The following is a 23,076-nucleotide window of genomic DNA, read 5'->3' on the forward strand; positions in this document are numbered from 1 at the left end:
ATGAATATCCTGCCCCTTCTAAGTCAGAGAAGAAAGTCAGGAGCGTATAAGATGATTATTTGGTTCATTTTCTTTTTTATCGTTAGTCAAATTATTATAGAAAAAGGGCAGTTGCCTACTGTTGTTTATCAATTTGGTTTGGTAAAGACGTTGGTTTTTACGGCATTTTGTATTACTCTTTCCATGATAATTGGCGGATTTCTAAATCAACCAGTATTGCTCGTTGGCTCTACAACAATCCTGTGTAGCTCGGTGATTGCTTGGAAATTTCGAAATAAATTTGAAAATAGCGGAGTGTGAGAACGAAGATGAAAAGAGCATTAGGTGTATCAGTTTATCCAGATCATAGTGATATCAATCAAGATAAAGCGTATTTAAAAAAAGCCAGCGAATGTGGGTTTACTCGAATTTTTATGAGTATGTTAGAAGTGACCGATGGCAAAGAAGCGGTTCAGAAAAAATTTAAAGAATTAATTAGTTATGCGAAAAATTTAGGATTTGAAACAATTTTAGATGTCGTTCCAAGTATCTTTGATGAATTGGAAATTTCATATGATGATTTGACTTTTTTCAGCGAATTAGGAGCTGATGGGATTCGGTTGGATACAGGTTTTGATGGAAATAAAGAAGCCATGTTGACGTTTAATCCATTCGGCGTGGCTATTGAGTTGAATATGAGTAATGATGTCGCTTATCTTGATAACATTTTGACGTATGAAGCAAATCGACCTTTCTTATATGGTTGTCATAACTTTTATCCACAAGCGGGAACTGCATTGCCGTATGATTTCTTTGAAAAATGTAGCATCCGTTTTAAAAAGGAAGGTATTCGGACAGCTGCTTTTATTTCATCACAGGTAGGTGAAATTGGTCCTTGGGATGTGAATGATGGGCTACCTACTTTAGAAATGCATAGACAGTTGCCAGTCACTGTTCAAGCTAAACATTTATTTGCAACAAATTTAATTGATGATGTTGTTATTGGAAATGCTTATGCTTCCAACGAAGAATTAGAAGCATTGGGTCAGTTGAATCGTTATCAAACAGAATTGACCATTGTTTTTGAAGAAGCGACTTCTGAAATTGAAAAAGAAATCGTAACAAAAAATCAACATTTTCGCCGTGGAGATATCACTCAGCAGATGATTCGTTCCACAGAAGTGCGTAAAAAATATAAAAATGAAGCTAATCCCCCACATGATAATCAAGCAATGCTACAACCTGGAGATGTTGTTGTGGGAAATGATGCATTTGGAAAATACAAAAATGAATTACAAGTCGTTTTAGAACCACATCAAGACTCACGCAAAAATCGAGTAGGGCGTATTATAGAAGAAGAACTTGTATTATTAGAATTCATTAAGCCTTGGACAAAATTTAGATTTATAGAAAAGTAGGGAAGAATATGGACTACGATTTACTTATAAAAAATGGACAGACAGTAGATGGTATGCCTGTTGAAATTGCAATTAAAGAGAAAAAAATAGCTGCTGTTGCAGCAACTATTTCAGGTTCTGCAAAAGAAACTATCCACTTAGAACCAGGTACTTATGTATCCGCAGGCTGGATAGATGATCACGTTCATTGTTTTGAAAAAATGGCTCTTTATTATGATTATCCAGATGAAATTGGGGTCAAAAAGGGTGTTACGACAGTGATTGATGCTGGGACAACAGGTGCTGAAAACATTCATGAATTTTATGACTTAGCGCAACAAGCAAAAACAAATGTTTTTGGATTAGTCAATATTTCTAAATGGGGCATCGTTGCTCAGGACGAACTCGCAGATTTAAGTAAAGTACAAGCGAGTTTGGTCAAAAAAGCGATTCAAGAATTACCAGATTTTGTTGTAGGGATTAAAGCCCGTATGAGTAGGACCGTTATTGGCGATAACGGCATTACGCCTTTAGAATTGGCCAAACAGATTCAGCAAGAGAACCAAGAAATTCCCTTAATGGTTCACATTGGATCAGCACCGCCTCATTTAGATGAAATTTTAGCCTTGATGGAAAAAGGGGATGTCCTAACCCATTGTTTTAATGGGAAAGAAAATGGCATCTTAGACCAAGCAACGGATAAAATAAAAGACTTCGCTTGGCAAGCGTACAACAAAGGGGTCGTATTTGATATCGGGCATGGTACGGATAGTTTCAATTTTCACGTAGCTGAAACAGCGTTGCGCGAGGGAATGAAAGCTGCATCAATTAGCACAGATATCTACATCCGTAACCGAGAAAATGGTCCTGTTTATGATTTAGCCACAACGATGGAAAAACTCCGTGTGGTCGGCTATGATTGGCCAGAAATTATTGAAAAGGTAACCAAGGCTCCTGCTGAGAATTTCCATTTAACGCAAAAAGGCACGTTGGAAATAGGTAAAGATGCTGATTTAACGATTTTCACGATTCAAGCAGAAGAAAAAACATTGACTGATTCTAATGGATTGACACGAGTAGCCAAAGAGCAAATTCGCCCAATCAAAACAATTATTGGAGGACAAATCTATGACAATTAGTTACGAAAAATTCCACTTAAAAGAAGTCATTAATGCTTCTGGCAAAATGACCATTCTAGGTGTCTCCAAAGTTTCGGAGGCAGTCCTCGCGGCTCAACGATTCGGCGGCGAACATTTCTTTGAAATGAGTGAACTTAGTGTGCAAACAGGGGCCTTTTTAGCCAACTTGTTGAAGGTAGAAGATGCCCAAATCGTTTCCTCGGCTTCGGCGGGGATTGCCCAATCGGTGGCTGCCTTGATTGGAAAAGGCAGCTTGTACCACGCGTATCATCCCTATACAGAAAAGATCGAACAGCGAGAGATTGTTTTACCTAAAGGGCACAACGTGGACTACGGCACGCCTGTAGAAGTCATGGTAGCACAAGGCGGCGGCCAAGTGGTGGAAGCTGGCTACGCCAACATGTGCAGTCCAGAACACGTGGAAATGATGATTTCTGAAAAAACAGCGGCCATTCTATACATCAAAAGCCATCATACCGTGCAAAAAAGTATGCTGACGGTGGCCGAAGCGGCCAAAGTGGCGCAACGCTACCAGGTGCCGCTAATTGTTGACGCGGCAGCAGAAGAAGATCTTTTCAAATACACCGAAGCAGGCGCTGATTTGGTGATTTACAGCGGCGCCAAAGCCATCGAAGGGCCAAGTGCCGGTTTAGTGGTCGGAAAAAAAGAATACATTGACTGGGTGCGCCTACAAGGCAAAGGCATTGGTCGAGCAATGAAAATTGGCAAAGACAATATCCTGGGCTTTACGCAAGCAGTGGAAGAATACTTGGCGCATGGCAGTGAATCAGGGGTTTCGATGCAAGAACGCTTAAAACCGTTTGTTGAAGCCATCAACAACCTGTCAGATTTAACCGCCAAAATCGTCCAAGATGGCGCTGGCCGAGACATTTATCGCGCCAGTGTCAAAGTGAACGGCAGAAAAACCGCCAAGGAAGTCATCCAAGCATTAAAAGCAAAAAGTCCAGCCATTTATACGCGAGAATATCAAGCCAACAATGGCATCATTGAGTTTGACATTCGTTCTGTCAATCAAGAAGAAATGAACAAAATCGTGCAACGATTACAAGAAATTATGGACACAAAGGAGAAATAAGTCATGTCATTAAAACCTAATTATTTAGAAGAACGCATTTGTTTAAATGTTTTAGCCAATTCAGTAGAAAATGCCCAAGCCTGTTATGAAGCAGCAGAAGGGCATGTTGTGTTAGGCGTCCTTTCAAAAAACTATGAAACCGATGAAGCAGCCATTGACGATATGAAAAAATACCAAGCAGCAACCAACAACGCTTTATCTGTCGGCTTAGGAGCTGGTGATCCAAATCAAAGTCAAATGGTGGCTCGCTTATCAGAAGTTTTACAACCGCAACACGTGAACCAAGTCTTCACAGGTGTCGGCGCTTCGCGGGCCTTACTTCGTCAAGACGAAACAGTGATTAATGGCTTGGTTTCACCCACAGGCAAAGTTGGCTATGTCAACATTGCGACAGGTCCGTTAAGCTCTGGTGCGCCAGCGGCGGAAGTGCCTATCGAAACCGCCATCAAATTGTTGAAAGACATGGGGGGCAGTTCCATTAAATATTTCCCGATGAAAGGCTTGGCTCACAAAGAAGAATACCAAGCAGTAGCAGCAGCTTGTGCCAAGTATGACTTTTATTTAGAGCCAACAGGGGGCATTGATTTAGAAAACTTTGAAGAAATTGTTCAAATTGCGGTGGATGCCGGCGTTAAAAAAATCATTCCTCATGTTTACAGCTCAATTATCGATCAAGAAACAGGGGACACTAGAACAGAAGACGTGAAAACGTTACTAACCATGATGAAAAACACATTGAATAAGTAGGTGGCAAAGATGAAAATTGCTGCGTTTGGTGAAGTCATGCTTCGTTTCACTCCGCCAGAGTATCTAATGTTAGAACAAACAGAGCAGTTAAGAATGAACTTTGTAGGGACTGGCGTAAATCTCTTAGCAAATTTGGCTCATTTTCAACTAGAAACAGCATTGATTACGAAATTACCTGCCAATCGTCTTGGTGAAGCTGGCAAAGCAGCGTTAAGGAAGTTAGGAATTTCAGATCAATGGGTAGGAGAAAAGGGCGATCATATTGGTAGTTTTTTTGCAGAAATGGGTTATGGAATCCGACCCACACAAGTAACTTATCAAAATCGCCATCAGAGTGCTTTTGGCATCAGCGAGGCGAAGGACTACGATTTTGAGGCCTTTTTAGCGGAAGTAGATATGGTGCATATTTGTGGTATTTCGTTAAGTTTAACTGAAAAAACTCGTGATGCTGCTTTGATACTTGCTCAAAAGGCGCATGCCTGTCAAAAGAAAGTTTGTTTTGACTTTAATTATCGACCTAGTTTGAATACAGCAAATAGCGCACTCTTTATGCGTCAACAGTACGAACGCATTTTACCTTATTGTGATATTGTTTTTGGCAGTCGTCGTGATTTGGTCGAGCTATTAGGTTTCATTCCGCGAGAAGATTTAGAAGGTGAGGCACAAGAAACTGAACTGATTCAGCGTTTCATGTCTCAATACAATTTGGAATGGTTTGCTGGGACAACGAGAAGTCATTCCCAAAATCAAAACTACTTAAGTGGGTATTTATATACCCAAAATGAGTACCAACAGAGTGAAAAAAGACCGCTTCTTAATCTTGATCGAATTGGTGCTGGTGATGCTTATGCGGCGGGGATTTTATATGGCTATAGCCAAAATTGGTCGTTAGAAAAGGCAGTTACCTTTGCCACAGTCAATGGGGTCCTTGCACATACGATTCAAGGAGATATTCCTTTGACAACGGTCAAACAAGTGAATCACGTTCTTGAGCATCCGAATATTGATTTAATTCGTTAAAGAAGAAAACCAGAAGAAAAGTCGTGTGTGGCTTTTCTTCTGGTCTTTTTTTCATTATAATTAAAAGAAACAGATTGCAAAGGAGGCAGCAGGATGAGTGTTGCACATCTTTTAACAGTTTTAGAAAATGATGAATTTATTGAACGGATTCAAAAACGACCAGAAGCGTTCATTGGAACGACTGGCTTAGTCGGCTTAGAGAATTTACTTGTTCAGACAATTAACGGTTTATTAGAGTTTTTCATTGAAAAGAATCAAGGGAAAATTGCAATACAGTTATCGCGTCAACAAATCTCTTTTCAGGTATCTTCCACACGACCGCTTGTTTTTGAACAAAAGCAAGTCGATTTAGAACCACCTTTTCTGTATTTATCTGTTTTACAAGCCTTCTCAAAACAAGTAGGAATCAGTATCGATCAAGAAAAACAGCGGACTATTTTTATTTACCATCAAGGGCAATTGAAAAAACGTTTATTGTTACCTATTGAAGAAACCCAGGAACGAATTGAAGTCTTATTTTGGCCAGATACGCAAATTTTTGGTACAGAATCACTTTCTTATATGCGTGTTTTACAGCAATGTCAACAGATTGCCATGTTGAATCCAGGCTTAAAGATTCTCTTAACACAAGAAGAGGAACAAAAAAATCTTTGTTATTACCCTAAAGGTTTAAGTAATTATTTATTTGAAAAAGATAACCCATTAACTAGAAAAGCCGCACCGATTATTCAAGCCAAGCAAACAGAATTGGCCCTTGTTCAATTTATTTTGAGTAAAAATCATGCACCGCAAGTGCAAAAAACATTTGTTAATGGGCATTATCCTAGTCTTGGTGGAACCCACTATGAGGGTTTTCTTGATGGCGTAGTGGCCGCCTTTAATCAATTTTTAGAGGAGCAACATTACTCATTATCTGTGACAGCAGATAGTTTTTTAGCAGAATTTGATTTTGTTTTAGCCATTACGATACCAAAGCCCCGCTACACTGATGCAACGAAAACCATTTTAAGAAATACAGAGTTATATGAAGTGGTTAAAGAAGTCGTTTTTGACGAATTACAACACTACTTTCAACGTCATCCCAAATGGTTAGAGCAAGGAAGAAGCGAGGGAAATGAATGAAAATTTTTGTCGATGGCGATGGTTCACCTGTGAAAGAGACGGTTATTGAAGTCGCTGTAGAGAAAGCTTTGGATGTGGTGATTGTTACTAGTGTAGATCATTATTCCTTAAAAGATTATCCAGAAAATGTCTCTTTTGTGTATGTTGATAAAGGAGCGGATGCTGCTGATTTTAAAATTGTGCAGTTAATAAAAAAAGGGGATCTTTTAATTACACAAGATTATGGCTTAGCTTCCTTGGTTTTGCCAAAAGGAGTGTTGGTTTTACATCAACTGGGTTATCAATATACGAAAGAAAATATTGATGGCTTGTTAGAACAACGCTATTTTAGTGGCCAAATTCGGCGAAAAGGTGGCCGAACGAAAGGACCTAAACCTTTTACAGACCAAGATAGAATAACGTTTAAACAAGCCCTTATTGAGCTGGTGGAACGGAGTCTTTAGCAAGGAAAAGGCAAGCAAAGAATTTTGCCTTCACTAAATTTGCTTCTATTATGAAACTGGGTTTTATGCTAAAATAAGTAAGGATAATTTGAAAAATAATTTTTTCTAAAAGACAGGAAAGAAACTAGGAGGACAAGCATTTGAAGATTATTTTGTTGTATGGCGGCAGAAGTGAAGAGCACGATGTGTCTGTTTTGTCTGCATATTCCGTTTTAAATGCAATCTATTATAAATATTATCAAGTACAGTTAGTCTTTATTAGTAAAGATGGTCAATGGGTAAAAGGCCCTCTCTTATCTGAACGACCACAAAATAAAGAAGTTTTACATTTAACTTGGGCACAAACACCTGAAGAAACAGGCGAATTTTCAGGAAAACGAATCAGTCCTTCGGAAATTTATGAAGAAGAAGCGATTGTTTTCCCTGTTTTACATGGACCAAATGGCGAAGATGGAACAATTCAAGGATTCATGGAAACCATTAATATGCCTTATGTGGGCGCAGGTGTCTTAGCTAGTGCTAACGCAATGGACAAAATCATGACGAAATATCTTTTACAAACTGTTGGCATTCCACAAGTACCATTCGTGCCAGTTTTAAGAAGTGACTGGAAAGGAAATCCAAAAGAAGTCTTTGAAAAATGTGAAGGTTCTTTAATCTATCCGGTCTTTGTTAAACCTGCCAATATGGGTTCTAGTGTCGGAATTAGCAAAGCGGAAAATCGTGAAGAATTGCAAGAAGCATTGGAAGAAGCTTTCCGTTATGATGCCCGAGCAATTGTTGAACAAGGGATTGAAGCACGTGAAATTGAAGTAGCCATTTTAGGAAATGAAGATGTCCGTACGACTTTACCTGGTGAAGTGGTGAAAGATGTCGCTTTCTATGATTATGATGCAAAATACATCAATAACACGATTGAAATGCAAATCCCAGCGCATGTTCCAGAAGAAGTAGCCCATCAAGCGCAAGAATATGCTAAAAAAGCGTATATTATGTTAGATGGAAGTGGCTTAAGTCGCTGTGATTTCTTCTTAACAAGCAAAAACGAATTATTCCTGAATGAATTGAACACCATGCCTGGTTTTACTGACTTTAGTATGTACCCTTTACTATGGGAAAATATGGGCTTGAAATACAGTGATTTAATTGAGGAATTGATTCAGTTAGCTTTGAATCGTTTTAAACAACGCCAAGAATTTTATAATAACTAAGAAGAAAAAATCACACAAGACTGGGACATGACAAGACTTTGGCATGTCCCAGTCCCTGTGTCAGAGGAGCAAAACATAATGAAATTAACCTTCTGGGAAGTAGCGCAAGCGGTTGAAGCCAGTAATGATTGGCAACAATGGCCTGATTTTCCTTTAACAGGCATTGAATTTGATAGTCGTAAAATTGTGAAAGGAAATCTCTTTGTTCCTTTACAAGGTGAAAATGATGGTCATCGTTTTATTGAGAGTGCCATGGCTAATGGCTGTCAGGCCGCTTTTTGGGGACAGGATTTAGTCGATGCACCGCAACAATTGCCTGTTTTGCATGTTACTGATCCACTGGTGGCTATGCAAAAATTAGCTACCTATTATTTAAATAAAATGCAACCGAATGTCATCGCTGTGACTGGCAGTAATGGAAAAACCACCACTAAAGATTTAATTGCTGCTGTGTTATCTGAAGAGTTTGTGACTTACAAAACGCAAGGCAATTACAATAATCAAATTGGCTTACCCTATACTATTTTACACATGCCTGATGAAACAGAAAAACTGATTTTAGAAATGGGTATGGATCACGCTCAGGAAATTTCTTTCCTTTCCAATCTGGCTCAGCCAGAAGTTGCCGCCATCACAATGATTGGCGAAGCCCATGTGGAAAATTTAGGCTCACGAGCAGGCATTGCACAAGCAAAAATGGAAATCGTAGATGGTTTAGCCAAAGACGGTAGTTTATTTGTGCCAAGCGATGAACCTTTGCTAGAACCATTGGTGGAAAAAGTCACGCAACAAGTGATTACTTTTGGTTTTAGCCAGGAAAGTCAACTTCAAGGAATCGTCACAAATGAAGCCAAAGAGCAAACCTCATTCAAAATCAGTGATACACAAATGACGTTTACGATTCCAGTGCCAGGAACCTATAATGTCACCAATGCATTAATCGCAATTGGCATTGGTCGGTATTTCCAATTAACGGATAGTGAGATTCAAAAAGGGTTGGCTACAGCGGAACTAACAAAGAATCGGACAGAATGGCTGAAAGCAGCGAATGGTGCCGAAATTTTAAGTGACGTGTACAATGCCAATCCGACAGCTATGGGTCTTGTTCTGGACAGTTTTAGCAAAATGTCCAAAGTAGGAAAACGAATTGCTGTTTTAGGAGACATGCTGGAATTAGGTCCTGATTCTGCTGCCATGCATCAAGCAATGGCGCAGCATTTAGCCCCAGATGCGATTGAAGAAGTCTTTTTATATGGTTCTGAAATGGCTTATTTAGCTGATAAATTGCAAGAAACCTATGCACCAGCTAACATTCATTCTTTTAAAAAAGAAGAAAAAAATGAGTTGATTGAAGCTGTCAAAAAAGTTTTACAGCCAGAAGACATGGTGGTTTTAAAGGGAAGTAACGGGATGGGACTTCGTGAAGTCATCGATGCACTTTTGGAAAAGTAAATAAGTTTCATAAAACTTGCTGAAAATGGGATTCTATGATAGAATGACCTATTGCCGGAAGATGACGAGAAAAATTGAATCGTAGTAAATAAAATAGATCTATTTCTATGTTTAATAATAAATGTGAAGCTGAACGACCACGTTTGGCTTTTCTAATGCCATAAGGTGAATTTTTCGGTGAAATCAGGAAAGAAGAAATAGTTGGCACACTATAATGGATTTCTTTTTAACAACTGAAAGTGAAGACACCTGAAACTAGGAAGAAATCGTTCTTTCCGAAACAAAATCTAGGAGGATATCATTTGAAATTTAAAGAACTTGGTTTAGCGCCAGAATTATTATCAGCGGTAGAACGCGCAGGCTTCGAGGAAGCAACCCCTATTCAATCAGAAACAATTCCGTTAGCGTTAGCAGGAAAAGACGTAATCGGACAAGCACAAACAGGAACAGGGAAAACCGCTGCTTTTGGCTTACCAATGCTTAACAAAATTGACGCAGACAACCGCGTTATTCAAGGATTAGTCATTGCACCAACCCGTGAGTTGGCTATCCAAACACAAGAAGAGTTATTCCGTTTAGGCCGCGATAAAAAGATTCGCGTCCAAGCCGTTTACGGTGGGGCTGATATCGGTCGCCAAATCCGTGGACTAAAAGATCGTCCACATATCGTTGTAGGTACACCAGGACGTTTACTAGACCATATTAACCGTCGTACCTTGAAATTAGAAACTGTTGAAACATTAGTTTTAGACGAAGCAGATGAAATGTTAAACATGGGCTTCTTGGAAGACATTGAAAAAATCATCTCACAAGTGCCAGAACAACGTCAAACACTTCTATTTTCAGCAACTATGCCGCCAGCAATCAAGAATATTGGCGTGAAATTCATGAAACAACCAGAACATGTGAAGATTAAAGCCAAAGAAATGACGGCTGATTTAATTGATCAATATTATGTACGTTCAAAAGACTTTGAAAAATTTGACATTATGACACGTTTACTAGACGTGCAAACCCCAGAATTGACCATTGTCTTTGGTCGGACAAAACGCCGTGTTGATGAACTTGCCCGCGGGTTAGAAGCGCGTGGTTACAAAGCAGAAGGCATCCATGGCGACCTATCACAACAAAAACGGATGAGCGTTTTACGTTCATTCAAAAATGGTAACTTAGATATCTTAGTGGCAACAGATGTAGCAGCACGTGGGTTAGATATTTCAGGTGTCACCCATGTCTATAACTACGATATTCCACAAGATCCAGAAAGTTATGTTCACCGTATTGGTCGGACAGGTCGTGCTGGTAAAGGCGGTATGTCTGTGACGTTTGTAACACCAAACGAAATGGGTTACTTACATGTCATCGAAAACCTAACGAAAAAACGGATGACACCATTACGTCCACCAACCGAAAAAGAAGCATTTAAAGGACAATTAAGTGCAGCTGTTGAAACCATCGAAAGTGATCTAGAAGAAAATGGTTTAGACAAATATCTAGAATCTGCTGAAGCGTTATTAGAAAAATATTCAGCGACAGACTTAGCTGCGTTATTATTAAAAACAGTAGCGAAAGATCCAGCAGATGCGGTTCCTGTAAAAATTACCCCAGAACGTCCATTGCCTTCAAATAAAAAAGGCTTTAACAAAAATGGCCGTGGTGGTGGCGGTGGGAACAACCGTAATCGCAACCGTGGTGGCAATGGTAAAGGTGGCAGCTATCGTGGCAACAAAAACCATAAAGATGGCGACCGTAATTACAAAAATAGCGACCGCAAAAATAAAGATCAACGTGGCGGCAAACGTCATAACGATAAAAAACGTGGTTTCGTCATTCGCGAAAACGCTAAATAATCAAAAGAGCGAGTGTTCCGTCTATGAACGGAACACTCGCTCTTTTTTGGTAGATAATCGTTAAATAGAAAAACTTAAAAAAAGTAAAAAAGGCATCAAAATGATATAGAAAAAGAAAAACGCCAAAATTATCCAAGTTTTCAACGAGGAAGTTAGATTGAAGAGTTTCAGTTTTTGTTGTAGCAAATGAATGGTTATAATCCAAACCAGTTGCAAGAAAAAAAATAGGCTGGGATTTTTAAAGAAGATTGGAAATATGTAGAGCAACAAAGTAAAAATAAACAGGGCGCAACGAAGTAACTTTTTTTGCCGAGAAGTTAAAGTCATACGTTTTTCTCCTTTTTCTTTTTATTCTCCCATAAGTAGCCAAAATTTGCTATAAAATATTAAAACATCCGCTTAGTTTCCTGATTTTTTTCCGATACTTCTTAGTTGTTGTCTTACTTTTATAAAAATTCAGAAAAATTTTATAAAAATGTAAATAGGAAGAAAACGTATGGTACTTCAATTTGTGTGAGATCTTGTAAAACATTCTTTATTTTTTTAGCGAATCAGTGGAAAAATTTTGAAATTTTGTTAAAATGAAAGGTAATTCGGAGTAACTATATTAAATAGGAAGTAAGGCGGAAAATGATAAAGGGAATTGGTATTGACGCAGTAGAATTAAGTCGGATAAAACCGATTGTTGAAAAACAAGGATCATTTATTCAACGGGTTTTAACACCTAACGAATTGACCCTTTTTGAAAAGTTATCTACAAAACGTCAAATAGAATTTTTAGCTGGTCGTTTTGCTTGTAAAGAAGCGTTCTCTAAAGCATGGGGCACAGGGATTGGTAAAGTTGGTTTACAAGATATTGAGGTGCTGACTGAAAAAACAGGTGCACCATACGTAGCAAACTCGCCCCATAATGGTAAAGTGTTTGTCTCGATTACGCACACAGATACTATGGCGATTGCACAAATTGTTTTAGAAAGCGAATAATAGAAGCAACGAAGAAAGAAGGATGTACAATGGTCGTTGGATGGCATCGTCCTACACGGTTACATATCGATACGCAAGCAATTACTGAAAATGTCCAAAAGGAATGTCAACGTTTGCCAGAAGGAACCGCTTTATTTGCGGTTGTAAAAGCGAACGGCTATGGGCATGGCGCCGTAGAATCCGCTAAAGCGGCGAAAAAAGGTGGCGCGACAGGTTTTTGTGTCGCCTTATTGGATGAAGCAATTGAATTGAGAGAAGCAGGTGTTCAGGACCCCATTTTAATTTTGAGTGTGGTAGACTTAGCTTATGTGCCTTTGTTGATTCAATATGATTTATCTGTAACGGTAGCTACACAAGAATGGTTAGAAGCTGCTCTTCAACAACTAACGCCTGAGAGTAACACGCCATTACGTGTTCACTTAAAAGTCGATACTGGCATGGGACGGATTGGCTTTTTAACCCCAGAAGAGACTAAGCAAGCAGTGCGGTTTGTTCAATCCCACAAAGAATTTTTATGGGAAGGGATTTTCACTCATTTTTCAACAGCTGATGAAATCGATACAAGCTATTTTGAAAAACAAGCAGGGCGTTTTAAGGCTGTTCTAGCAGTTTTAGAAGAGTTACCTCGGTATGTCCATGTTAGCAATAGTGCGACAGCGTTATGGCATCCTGATGTGTCAGGAAACATGATTCGCTATGGTGTAGCCATGTATGGTTTGAACCCTTCAGGTAATAAGCTGGCCCCAAGCTATGCGTTAAAGCCGGCCTTGCGGTTGACCAGTGAACTCATCCATGTAAAACGCTTAGCGGCTGGCGAAGGAATTGGCTATGGCGAAACCTACGTGACTGAATCCGAAGAGTGGATTGGGACAGTGCCAATCGGCTATGCAGATGGCTGGTTGCGTCATCTCCAAGGATTTACAGTGCTCGTGAATGGTAAGCGTTGCGAAATCGTCGGACGAGTGTGTATGGATCAATGTATGATTCGTTTAGCAGAAGAAGTTCCTGTCGGCTCAGTCGTTACATTAGTTGGAAAAGATGGCAATGAAGAAAATACGTTACAAATGGTAGCCGAAAAATTAGAAACCATTCATTATGAAGTTGCATGTACTTTCTCACAAAGAATCCCCAGAGAATATAACTAGATAGGAGGTTCCACTATGGTCAAACGCGGAGATATTTATTTTGCAGACCTTTCCCCAGTAGTGGGCTCGGAACAAGGTGGCGTCAGACCTGTCCTTGTTGTCCAAAATAACTTAGGTAATCATTTTAGCCCAACGATTATCGTTGCGGCGATCACAGCCAAAATGGCAAAGCCAAAATTGCCAACACATATCGGGATTAATTCTGATGAAACGGGCATTGAAAAAGATTCAGTGATTCTTTTAGAGCAGATTCGAACAATCGATAAGGGTCGCTTGAAAGAAAAAGTTTGTCATTTGAGACTTGATATTATGGAAGAAGTTGATCGTGCCTTAGGCATCAGTGTTGGACTTAGTAGCGATTCAGCCCCAGCAAAAGCAAATTCAGCTACATAAAGAACGATAGCTACTATGAAATCAACAAAGACTAATTGGATTTTTTTAAAAGCGACTGATCTAGTTCGGTTCGTTAAACATAGTTTGAGTAAAAGCGAGAGAGATAGCCAAGTGGCATCTCTCTTGTTTTTTTGTTTTGTATTTAAAAAATTAAAATATAAATATAAAATTCAAATTTTTATCATCTTATTTTAAATAAAGTTGTTGGCAAGGCTCAAACGGAATGTTACAATCAATACTATATAGAGTTTTTAAAGAGCGTAACAGGTGATTTTACAAGTTTTGATTGTCGAGTGATGACATAAAGGAGATTATATTTGTATGATGATTGTTGTACTTTTAATGAGTAGTTGCTTATTTTTATTTGTAAGCTATCAATTGTATTTGCGATTACTTGTCGAAAAACTGGATTCAGAGGACCGGACATTAAAGAGGAAAATAAATTTCTATAAGTATCAGAAAAATAGCCGTTTAATGATTTATTTATTGTTTAGTGTTTGTCTACTTAGCGTATTATTGTTAGGAATTGTTTATACATATTATCAATTAAATCAACGAAATATCCGCATGGAACAGCGGATCGAGCGTTTGGCACAAGGCCAAGCTGCTCAAGGTGACAAAATAAAAAAACAAGCGATTAAAAAAACAGCCTTAAATCAGTTTCCCTGGAAGCAAGCTGTTTCGGCAGAATCGGCCGCTGTCTTGACGAATTATGAATTACAATTAGCGCGTGAATGGCGTCCTTACCTCGGAGAGACGAGTATCACAATGATTAGAAGTGAAAAAACACAAACCTTGACACTGTCTGTTTTTTCAGTTGGCTTAAGTTACCATGAATTTCAAACAGGCCAAGACAATATTGTAGCACTTATTGCAGCGTTGAATTCAGTTAAAGAAATTACCATGATTGATTTTAATTTTACTTATCGAGATCAAGAGCAAACCCTTGTCAAATCCATTGATACGTATGCTCGTGAGACGCTTGAAACAAATTTGGAGCCTGTCGTGATTAGTTAAAAGGATGAGAGAAAGGACATATATATGACAAAAAGACGTTTAATTAAAAAAATTAAAGATATTTCGGATGATACGCTTGAAAAAGAAGTCTTTTTTCAGCCAGGATTCGAACCAGAAAAAATAATTAGCGGAATCAAACCAGAACAACAGGAAAAAGAAATGGCGACGTTAAGAGAAAGGCTCGCCTACTATCAGAAAAAAGAAACAGCCTTTAAAAAACTTCAAGAAGAAAATGAGCAATTAAAGAACCAACAAGAAACGGAAAAACAAGCATTAGAAGAAAAAAATCAGTCATTACTTGAAACACTAAATCAAAAAGAACATGAAATTTTTGAATTGGAAGAGCAACTGGAAACGAACAGTGAAACCACGACAGAGGCTACCACTCTTCAAACAAATCTGCAAAACGCAGAAAAACAATTAACCACTGTACATAATCAAATGGAACGTTTAGAAAGTGAATTAACGCAGCAAGTGGCAGAATTAGAAAAAGAATCGGCTGAACAGCAACAACATATCCAGACATTACACAACCAGTTAGCAGAAGAAAAAGGAAAGTTGGAGAAAAAAGGGGATATTACAGGAATGGAAAAGCAAGTAGAAACGTTAACGACAGAATTAGAAGAAAGTACAACGACTCAACAAGCATTGCAGGAACAAATTGAAAAACTAACTGTACAATTACAAAAAGTAGAAGCCGAAAAACAAGCCTTACAAGAGGTTGCCCAACAAGAAGTGATTGTGAAACAGCGCATGGAGGAGCTAAAGAATGAGCTTCAAAATAGTTTACAACAAAAAAATGAAGCAGAAGTAAAACTAGGTCGACTACAAGGTGTCAATGACAAACATCTTGCTGAAAAGCAAGTTTACCAAGGAGAATTAGCTGCTCTAAGAAAAGAAGTAGAGGCCAAAGAAGACAATTTAGAACAAGTTCAAAAAGAATTGAAGACACTACAAGCCGTTTCAAAAAATATTGAACCGAGTAGTGAGCAGTTAACAGAACTGCTACGCGCAAAACAGCAAATTAACGATTTATTAATGAAAAATCAGCAATTACAAGAAGAGGCTTTAAAATCGCAACAAGAAATTGGCGAAGTGATGGTTTCTGCCAAAAAAGAAGCCAATCGGATTGTTAATGAAGCGAAAGTAGAAGCAAAACACCTAATCAATTCTGCAGAATTAGAAATGTTAAATATTGGTAATCGAGCGAAAAGTATTTCGAATGAAGTCGAAGCATCAAAAGTAGAAGTACTTGAGATTTATCGCGAATTAGAGGAACGCTTAACTAAACTGACACGTCTTGAACAAGATAACTATTAATAAAATGGTCAGTAAAAAGTTAACGGGAGCAAGGAAACTACATTGTCTTGGGGTCCTTTTTTTAGCTGTTACACTAAGTGGCTCTGCAGAACGATTACAGGCTGCTGCTGTCTCAAAGGAAGAGCAGTCGCTAAGGCAACCGCTTATCAGGAAAAACATAGTAACAGAGAAGAGCGAATATCTTGTAGAAGTAAATCAAAGTATTTGGGAGCTGGCACAAGATGCGCAGAAACCATTGAATCAGTTTATGAAGGAAAACCAGTTACGTAGTAGCTATATTAAAAAAGGAACGCAATTAGTTAAATAGAAAAAAGGAGCAAGAAAGGAAAAGTTTATTTAAGAAGCTTTTCCTTTTAAGAAAACGATGAAAGAATGGATAAAGCCCGTTATGCGAACAATTCGCCACATTAAGCGCGCCTTCTTGAAGCAAAAGTTGCCTGCGACATATCAGCTAAAAAAGCAAAAGACTAACAAAGCAACGGAATATTTGCTTGAGCAAACAGATAACCATCAATCAATAAGAGGACCGAAAAGAAAAATGACTGCTGAAGAGATTAAAAAAAAGCGGCAAGCCTACCAAAAGAAACAACGCATCCAAGTCGTTAAATTTTTTATGCCAGCTATTCTTTTCGCCATTTTTGTGTTCTTTTTTGTGTTAAAGACATCTAGCTACCCAATTGCTGGGCAATCCATGAAGCCGACACTTAACGCAGGGGAACGAGTCTTAGTACAACGGACGAAGCAAGTAACAAGGTACGATGTGATTGCATTTAAAGCACCGTTGGCTAGCACAGGTACGTACGTCAAGCGAATTATCGGGGTTCCTGGTGATCAAATTTGGGTAAACGAGACAAAACTTTATCTTTCGGAAGGACCTACAGCAAGTGATAATGAGGCACTGCCTGAGAATGCCAGTCGTTTTGACTTATCAGAAGAAGCGGCAGCCCAACTTCGCCTGTTTCAGAAGATTCCAGCTGGTCATTACTTTGTCTTAGGGGACAATCGTACGCATTCAAGTGATAGTCGTACGTTCGGCTTTGTCGAGATACAAGCGATTGAAGGAATCGTGGTGTTTAAAATGGCGCCGTTTAAGGAAATAGGGAAAGTAAAATAAAAAGCTTAAGTCAGCCATTTAAGAGTAGGGCACTTAAGCTTTTCTTTTTAGAGATTATTTGCCCAATAACAATTGAATGATTTTTTCAATTGATTGCAGGTCATAACGATTACTAATATCCGAAAAAATATAGTAATGGTCATACTGGGCAACGAGCTGTTCATTATTGGTATTCATTAAAAGCAAATCATAATGGTTTTCTGCGTTGTAAGGCTCAATTTTCAGCGGATATTTTCCAGCGATACTCTGTTGTATTTTTTGTGCTACCAACTCGCTATAGGCACTGCTCAGTGAGTGATAAACACCAATCGTTATTTTTTTTTCATTTAATTCAGCAATGTGATTCAAAATAAGCGTATAATTAATTTCAGTAAATTGATTTTGGTATTTAGAAATAGTGGCTTCTGTGGCAAAGTTCGTTGTAGCGATTTCCACTAATTCGTAAACTTCACTTTCACTAAAAGGATGACGTAAGACTTTCAAAAGTGACTGAATTGTCCAATAATCAAAGGGTAAAATAAATCCAGAAAAATAGTAGAGTTGCGCATGTAATTGAAAAAGTAAATTTTCAATATAAAGTAATCGAATAGGCAGTACGTAATGAGATAGATAACCATGTGCTTTAAGATACGTTAAAATAACTCGGTTCATTTCGTTAAGATACGTTTTTTCGATTCGTTGTTGTTTTGCTAAACGAAAGGCGAAAGCAGCATTCGCAGAATAATTATGCATGGAACAGAAAAAGTCATAAAACATATAGGCTTCGTTGATTGTATATGGACGGTCGATTCTTTTCATATATGTATGTATAGATAAATTAATTTCTTCAAATAAAGGTCGATCAAGTTGCGCATCATGCGGACTAATCGTTGGCAGAGGTTCTAAAACCATACGACGAAAAGAAATTTTCATCCAAAGCTTAATTTGAAGAATTTCTGTATGGTCAAAGGTAATTCTGGGGATTTCTTGTAATATCTCGATTAATCCTAGGTATTGATTGGCCAGTTCTTTTTCTAAATCTGTTTTTTCTTCAAAGATAAACCAGAAAAAATTAAAAAAGAAAAAGCGAATTTGTTTTTCTTCGCCGATAAGTTTTCCTCGTTTGATACATAAATTAAACTCATTGAGCAAGTCATTCAATTCAACAATTTTTCGATAATAGGTAGCAGAGCTGATGGCATAATTCTGTTGAAAATACCCGCCATTTATTTTATTTTTATGAAAGAGTTGCTGAACCATGTGAAACTTAATAGATTTATTCAAGAACAACATGATCATTGCTTTCATGGAAAAGGTTGGCGCTTTATTTAGATAAAGGGTATCACCTAGTACAGTCATGGTGAGGCTTTCTTGGAGTTGCTCTTCTTTCAAAAATTGTTCTAAAAAAGAAAGATATTCATTCAATGTTGGTAAACTAATATTGAAAAAATCTACTAATTCATTTCGTGTCGCTTGGCCTTTATTATTATATAGGAACAATAGAATATCATTCATATAATCATACGGTTTTTCTAAAAAATCTCGTTTTAACATCATTGCTCACCTCTCTTTTAAGAATACTGTATCTATGATAAAATGGCAATAAACAACTGATAAAAAGATTGTTTTTTGAAGTGTTTTTTATTATCATTGAGAAAAAGAAATAAAAAGAAAAAACAAAGTATTTAAATGACAACAAAATAATTAAAATGAAGGAGCAACAGAACATGAACAGCGTAGTGAACTTTAGAGATATTGGAGGATTTCCAACGCAACAAGGTACATCCGTCAAGACAGGGCATTTTTTTCGGAGTGGTGAACTCGTTAATGTTGCACAAGCGGATCAACAGAAACTGGTAGAGGACTATCAAATTAAACGAATCTATGATTTTAGAAGTGCAGCAGAAACGCAAGAACGACCAGATGATTCAATTCAAGGAACCGACTATTTACATATAGATATTTTGGCCGATATTCAGGCACAGACCGCTTCATTAGAAGGAATGCTTAAAACGGTTGGTTCACCCGATGCAGCAATGGACATGGCTTATAAAGAAATGGTTCTTTCCAATTCGGGGCGCAAAGGTTACCAAACATTTTTTGAAAACTTTTTAAGTTATCCACAGGAAGCTATTTTATTTCATTGTTTCGCAGGAAAAGATCGAACAGGAATCGGCGCAGCCTTGATATTAAGTGCTTTAGGTGTGGAACATTCTTATATTTTAGAAGATTATTTAAAGACGAACGAGCAAAGAAAAGCTGCTAACGAGCAAATTATTGCGCAATATCAAGCAAATGGAACGCCTCCAGCAGAAATTCAACAATTAGAAACGCTGCTTTATGTGAAAAAAGAGTACTTAGCGACCGCTTTACAGGCGATTGAAAAAGAATTTGGTTCGGTAGAGGGCTATTTAAAAGAGGGACTCGGCTTACCTTTATCCGCCAAAAAAGACATGCTAAGTCTGTACACAAAATCATAGATCCTAAAAAAAGACTATCCTTTCTAAAAAAGAAGTTTTATAATAGAAAAGAATCTGTTTGTAAGGAGGGATAGGGAATGAAAGAAGGACAAGAACAATTCTTAACGTTCATACTAGATCGAACAAAAGAAGATAAAAAAGAAAAAATGCAAGCGCTACTTGCAGAAATGTTTGAACGCCAACAAACAGGCAAATTAGATAAAATGTACTTGATGACAAAAGCACCAAAACTTTTGGCTTATTTAAAACCAGAAGCCATTGATGAAGTTAAACAAGTCGTTTCGGAATTTTCTAAAAATATGAAATAAACAATCTTAGCTTGAACTTACGACATTTTAAAAATGTGTCGTAACATTCAAGCTTTTGTTTGTTATTCTCTTGTATTTTATGCTAAAGTTATTCAGGCACAAAAAAAAGCAGGTGATTTTATGAAACATATAAAAAATACATGGGAACTATTTATTTTAGATTGGAAAAGAATTTTTAAAAACCCAGTAGCAACATTTTTGATTGTTGCCTTAATGATTATTCCATCATTATATGCATGGTTTAACATTAAAGCACTATGGGATCCGTATTCAAATACAGGAGAGTTACCAATAGCGGTCTATAGTGATGACCAAACAGCAACTTTTCAAGATAAATCGGTCAATATTGGTGATGAAGTCTTGAAAAACTTGAAGAAAAACAAGCAATTAGGTTGGCGTTTTGTTGATTCGAAAAAGGAATTAGACAAAGGGGTCCAATCAGGAAAATATTTTGCCGGGATTTATTTACCTAAAGATTTTTCCAAGGATTTGCTAAGTTTTACTTCTGGTGATATCAATAAACCTAAAATTGAATACTCAATCAATGAAAAAATTAATGCAATTGCGCCGAAAATTACGTCAAAAGGCGCTTCTTCCATTCAGTCACAAATTTCGGAAGAATTCATCAAAACAGCAAGTAGTACGTTAATCAAAACATTCAATGATATTGGCTATGATATTGATAAAAACATGGTTAGCATTCAAAAAGTTAAGAGCATGATTTTAGATACAGATGCCAACATTGGAACCATTGATACGTATGCAAAACAAGTCACAGACTTACATGGTAAGATGCCAGAGCTAAAAGAAAAATTAGCGAAAGCCAACGATGCGATGAAATATTTACCTGAAGTTGATGCTTTAGGAGAGAAGATTGTTGAGCTAAATGGCAAAATGCCAAGCATCAAAGAACAAGCTAGTGTTATTTTGACGTTACAAGAAAAAATTCCAGAAATTCAAAACGCTGGCCGACAAATTGCTATGATTGATGAAGACTTTGCCTCTGTGGAACAAACAATGAGCGAAGGAATCCAAGAAGCAAAACAAGGATTAGAAATCATTCAACAAGTCCAAACGGCGTTACCAGATATTCGTAAACTAGGTGATCAAGCCAATGATTTAGGGAATGTCACATTAGATGGCGCCAATAAATTGCAAGAGGCGTTACCAAGCATTACGAATAGCGTTGAAGTGACTTTGAAATCTATCCAGCAAGTTGCTACAACAACAACTTCTGTAGTCGCGACTATTCGTCAAGCGTTAGATGATGGACAGTTAACGCCAGAAGAAAAACAACATATTAATGAAGTAGTACAAGATTTCACAACTAATATCCAACGGCAACAGCAAGCAATTAGTAATCTTATAGAATTTATGCAAAAGATTCAAGAAAATGCCGGTAATCATGACTTAGATGAGACTATTCGTCAACTTACTAATTTAAGTACTTTATTAGGAGATTTTAGTAATCGATTAAATGAACTAAATAACTATGTACAGAATAATGATTTACAAAGTGCAAAGAAATTGCTAGACGAAATTGATGCAGCAGCGAAAAATATTGCTGGGATAGCTGGAGCAATTAAAGCAGATGAAATTAGTAACACTGTTAATACAGTCACAAGTAAATTAATTGCTACCATCCAAAACGCTCAAGGTCAACTAAACAAAGCGCAACAAATTGACTTTGAAGGATTATTGAGCTCAACAAGTCAAACGGTCACTAATGCGATTTCTTTATTAGAAAAATATCAAGCCGAAATGCCGGCAATTAAACAAGAAATTCATGATGCGAATACGATGTTGAATGGCAATATGGAAACCATTGTCAATGGCATTAATCGTGGTGCTGATTTGTATAAAAATGATTTACCAGTCATTCAAGACAAAGTCAGCAAAGCGGCAGCCTTTATGCAAAATGACTATCCAGGTATCCGAAAAGATTTAACGAATACCTTGAAAACAGTCAATGAGAAAATGCCAGATGTTGAAGCGGCCTTAGACAAAGCCAACGAGCTGATTATTAATGATTGGCCAAATATCAAAACAGGATTACACAAAGCAGCGAATGCAATCCGTAAAGGTGAAAAAGAAGTTGATTTAGGTGAAATTCTTAAATTACTAAAATTAGATGCCAATAAAGAAAGTGACTTCTTTACGCAACCAGTTGAAGTCAAAGAACATGCTGTTTATCCGATTGCTAATAATGGTTCGGCAAGTACCCCATTCTATACAGCTTTGTGTTTATGGGTTGGTGCTGTATTATTCTCAAGTGTTGCGACAACGGATGTTTATCTTGAAGGAAAAGATAAAAAACGCTTCTCTAAACGGGAACAATTTTCAGCGCGGATGTTTACCTTCATTGTCATGGGGGTTGGTCAAGCACTGATTGTAACCTTAGGTAATTACTTTGCGTTAGGCGTAGATGTTCGTAATCCAGCGTATAGTGTCTGGTTTGCGGTATTGATTGCCATTACGTTTATGATAATGGTTTATGTGCTCGTTGCTCTCTTTGGCAATGTAGGGAAAGGAATTGCGATAATAATCTTGGTACTATCCATCTCTGGTGGGGGTGGGAACTACCCAATTCAAGTCTCAGGTAAATTCTTCCAAATGATTAATCCGTTCTTGCCGTTTACGCATGCTGTGAACTTGCTAAGGGAATCAGCAGGAGGCATTTACTGGCCAAATGCTTGGTTTGCAATTTGGATTATGGTGGGAATTTCAGTCGTCTTTAGTATTGGCGGCGCAATTCTTTATCCACATCTGGAACACAGATCGAAAAAATTTGCGGCTTTAGCACAAAAGAGCCATTTATTCCATTAAAAAACAAAAAGCTGAAAACGTCTCTAGCGTTTTCGGCTTTTTGTTTTTCTTTAT

22 protein-coding genes are annotated in these 23,076 nt (G+C 37.7%); 21 read left to right on the forward strand and 1 reads right to left on the reverse strand.

The features are described from left to right. From IGK03_RS03220 to lepB, 18 genes are all read left to right on the forward strand, one after another. Window positions 1-300, forward strand: a complete 300-nt coding sequence (locus tag IGK03_RS03220; protein WP_016616519.1) for a hypothetical protein — start codon at window positions 1-3, stop codon at window positions 298-300. A gap of 8 nt (window positions 301-308) precedes the next feature. Next, window positions 309-1,397, forward strand: coding sequence for a DUF871 domain-containing protein (locus IGK03_RS03225; RefSeq protein WP_002355714.1), 1,089 nt, complete (start codon window positions 309-311; stop codon window positions 1,395-1,397). A gap of 8 nt (window positions 1,398-1,405) precedes the next feature. Further along, window positions 1,406-2,515 carry an amidohydrolase/deacetylase family metallohydrolase gene (locus tag IGK03_RS03230; RefSeq protein WP_002381282.1) on the forward strand — a complete coding sequence of 370 codons (1,110 nt, stop codon included), beginning with the start codon at window positions 1,406-1,408 and terminating at the stop codon, window positions 2,513-2,515. Next, complete coding sequence (locus IGK03_RS03235) at window positions 2,505-3,611, forward strand: DgaE family pyridoxal phosphate-dependent ammonia lyase (RefSeq protein ID WP_075578608.1); 1,107 nt, start codon at window positions 2,505-2,507, stop codon at window positions 3,609-3,611. The genes IGK03_RS03230 and IGK03_RS03235 overlap by 11 nt, the downstream gene beginning before the upstream one ends. 3 nt (window positions 3,612-3,614) lie before the next feature. Further along, window positions 3,615-4,358 carry a 2-dehydro-3-deoxy-phosphogluconate aldolase gene (gene dagF, locus IGK03_RS03240; protein WP_002361094.1) on the forward strand — a complete coding sequence of 248 codons (744 nt, stop codon included), beginning with the start codon at window positions 3,615-3,617 and terminating at the stop codon, window positions 4,356-4,358. A gap of 9 nt (window positions 4,359-4,367) precedes the next feature. Beyond that, entirely contained in the window at window positions 4,368-5,378 is a 1,011-nt protein-coding gene (locus IGK03_RS03245) for a sugar kinase (protein ID WP_002415894.1), read from the forward strand. Window positions 5,379-5,471: 93 nt separating this feature from the next. After that, complete coding sequence (locus IGK03_RS03250; RefSeq protein WP_002355719.1) at window positions 5,472-6,500, forward strand: hypothetical protein; 1,029 nt, start codon at window positions 5,472-5,474, stop codon at window positions 6,498-6,500. Continuing rightward, window positions 6,497-6,943: a YaiI/YqxD family protein gene (locus tag IGK03_RS03255; RefSeq protein WP_202334779.1), complete on the forward strand. Its 447-nt coding sequence runs from the start codon at window positions 6,497-6,499 to the stop codon at window positions 6,941-6,943. Before IGK03_RS03250 ends, IGK03_RS03255 begins: the two co-directional genes overlap by 4 nt. Before the next feature lie 140 nt (window positions 6,944-7,083). After that, window positions 7,084-8,154, forward strand: coding sequence for a D-alanine--D-alanine ligase (locus tag IGK03_RS03260; protein ID WP_002355721.1), 1,071 nt, complete (start codon window positions 7,084-7,086; stop codon window positions 8,152-8,154). 78 nt (window positions 8,155-8,232) lie between these two features. Then, complete coding sequence (locus IGK03_RS03265) at window positions 8,233-9,606, forward strand: UDP-N-acetylmuramoyl-tripeptide--D-alanyl-D-alanine ligase (protein WP_289858291.1); 1,374 nt, start codon at window positions 8,233-8,235, stop codon at window positions 9,604-9,606. A gap of 302 nt (window positions 9,607-9,908) precedes the next feature. Further along, window positions 9,909-11,456, forward strand: a complete 1,548-nt coding sequence (gene cshA, locus IGK03_RS03270) for a degradosome RNA helicase CshA (protein WP_002355724.1) — start codon at window positions 9,909-9,911, stop codon at window positions 11,454-11,456. Between the two features lie 630 nt (window positions 11,457-12,086). Further along, the gene (acpS, locus tag IGK03_RS03275) at window positions 12,087-12,440 is read left to right on the forward strand and encodes a holo-ACP synthase (RefSeq protein ID WP_002355727.1); all 354 of its coding nucleotides are present in this window, start codon (window positions 12,087-12,089) and stop codon (window positions 12,438-12,440) included. Window positions 12,441-12,469: 29 nt separating this feature from the next. After that, window positions 12,470-13,585 (forward strand): alanine racemase, encoded by a 1,116-nt coding sequence (alr, locus tag IGK03_RS03280; RefSeq protein WP_016616511.1) that lies wholly within the window; start codon window positions 12,470-12,472, stop codon window positions 13,583-13,585. A 15-nt stretch (window positions 13,586-13,600) separates the two neighbouring features. Beyond that, window positions 13,601-13,978 (forward strand): type II toxin-antitoxin system PemK/MazF family toxin, encoded by a 378-nt coding sequence (locus IGK03_RS03285; RefSeq protein WP_002355729.1) that lies wholly within the window; start codon window positions 13,601-13,603, stop codon window positions 13,976-13,978. Window positions 13,979-14,299: 321 nt separating this feature from the next. Further along, window positions 14,300-14,995 carry a hypothetical protein gene (locus IGK03_RS03290; protein WP_010713841.1) on the forward strand — a complete coding sequence of 232 codons (696 nt, stop codon included), beginning with the start codon at window positions 14,300-14,302 and terminating at the stop codon, window positions 14,993-14,995. A gap of 24 nt (window positions 14,996-15,019) precedes the next feature. Next, on the forward strand, window positions 15,020-16,315 hold the full coding sequence (locus IGK03_RS03295; protein ID WP_430602466.1) for a hypothetical protein: 1,296 nt from the start codon (window positions 15,020-15,022) through the stop codon (window positions 16,313-16,315). Further along, window positions 16,296-16,622: a hypothetical protein gene (locus IGK03_RS03300; RefSeq protein WP_025192659.1), complete on the forward strand. Its 327-nt coding sequence runs from the start codon at window positions 16,296-16,298 to the stop codon at window positions 16,620-16,622. The genes IGK03_RS03295 and IGK03_RS03300 overlap by 20 nt, the downstream gene beginning before the upstream one ends. Before the next feature lie 57 nt (window positions 16,623-16,679). Further along, the gene (gene lepB, locus IGK03_RS03305) at window positions 16,680-17,429 is read left to right on the forward strand and encodes a signal peptidase I (RefSeq protein ID WP_016618063.1); all 750 of its coding nucleotides are present in this window, start codon (window positions 16,680-16,682) and stop codon (window positions 17,427-17,429) included. A gap of 54 nt (window positions 17,430-17,483) precedes the next feature. Here the strand turns inward: lepB and IGK03_RS03310 are convergent, their stop codons facing one another. Next, window positions 17,484-18,962 (reverse strand): helix-turn-helix domain-containing protein, encoded by a 1,479-nt coding sequence (locus IGK03_RS03310; RefSeq protein ID WP_049096063.1) that lies wholly within the window; start codon window positions 18,960-18,962, stop codon window positions 17,484-17,486. A gap of 173 nt (window positions 18,963-19,135) precedes the next feature. On the opposite strand from IGK03_RS03310, the gene IGK03_RS03315 reads away from it, so the two are divergent. From IGK03_RS03315 to IGK03_RS03325, 3 genes are all read left to right on the forward strand, one after another. Further along, window positions 19,136-19,888, forward strand: a complete 753-nt coding sequence (locus IGK03_RS03315; protein WP_033921572.1) for a tyrosine-protein phosphatase — start codon at window positions 19,136-19,138, stop codon at window positions 19,886-19,888. A gap of 77 nt (window positions 19,889-19,965) precedes the next feature. Beyond that, window positions 19,966-20,196, forward strand: a complete 231-nt coding sequence (locus tag IGK03_RS03320; protein WP_002355737.1) for a hypothetical protein — start codon at window positions 19,966-19,968, stop codon at window positions 20,194-20,196. A 120-nt stretch (window positions 20,197-20,316) separates the two neighbouring features. After that, complete coding sequence (locus tag IGK03_RS03325) at window positions 20,317-23,022, forward strand: YhgE/Pip domain-containing protein (RefSeq protein ID WP_080120674.1); 2,706 nt, start codon at window positions 20,317-20,319, stop codon at window positions 23,020-23,022. The last annotated feature ends 54 nt before the right edge of the window (window positions 23,023-23,076 follow it).

The sequence above is a fragment of the Enterococcus sp. DIV2453a genome (assembly GCF_050533535.1).
Classification (GTDB): domain Bacteria; phylum Bacillota; class Bacilli; order Lactobacillales; family Enterococcaceae; genus Enterococcus; species Enterococcus faecalis.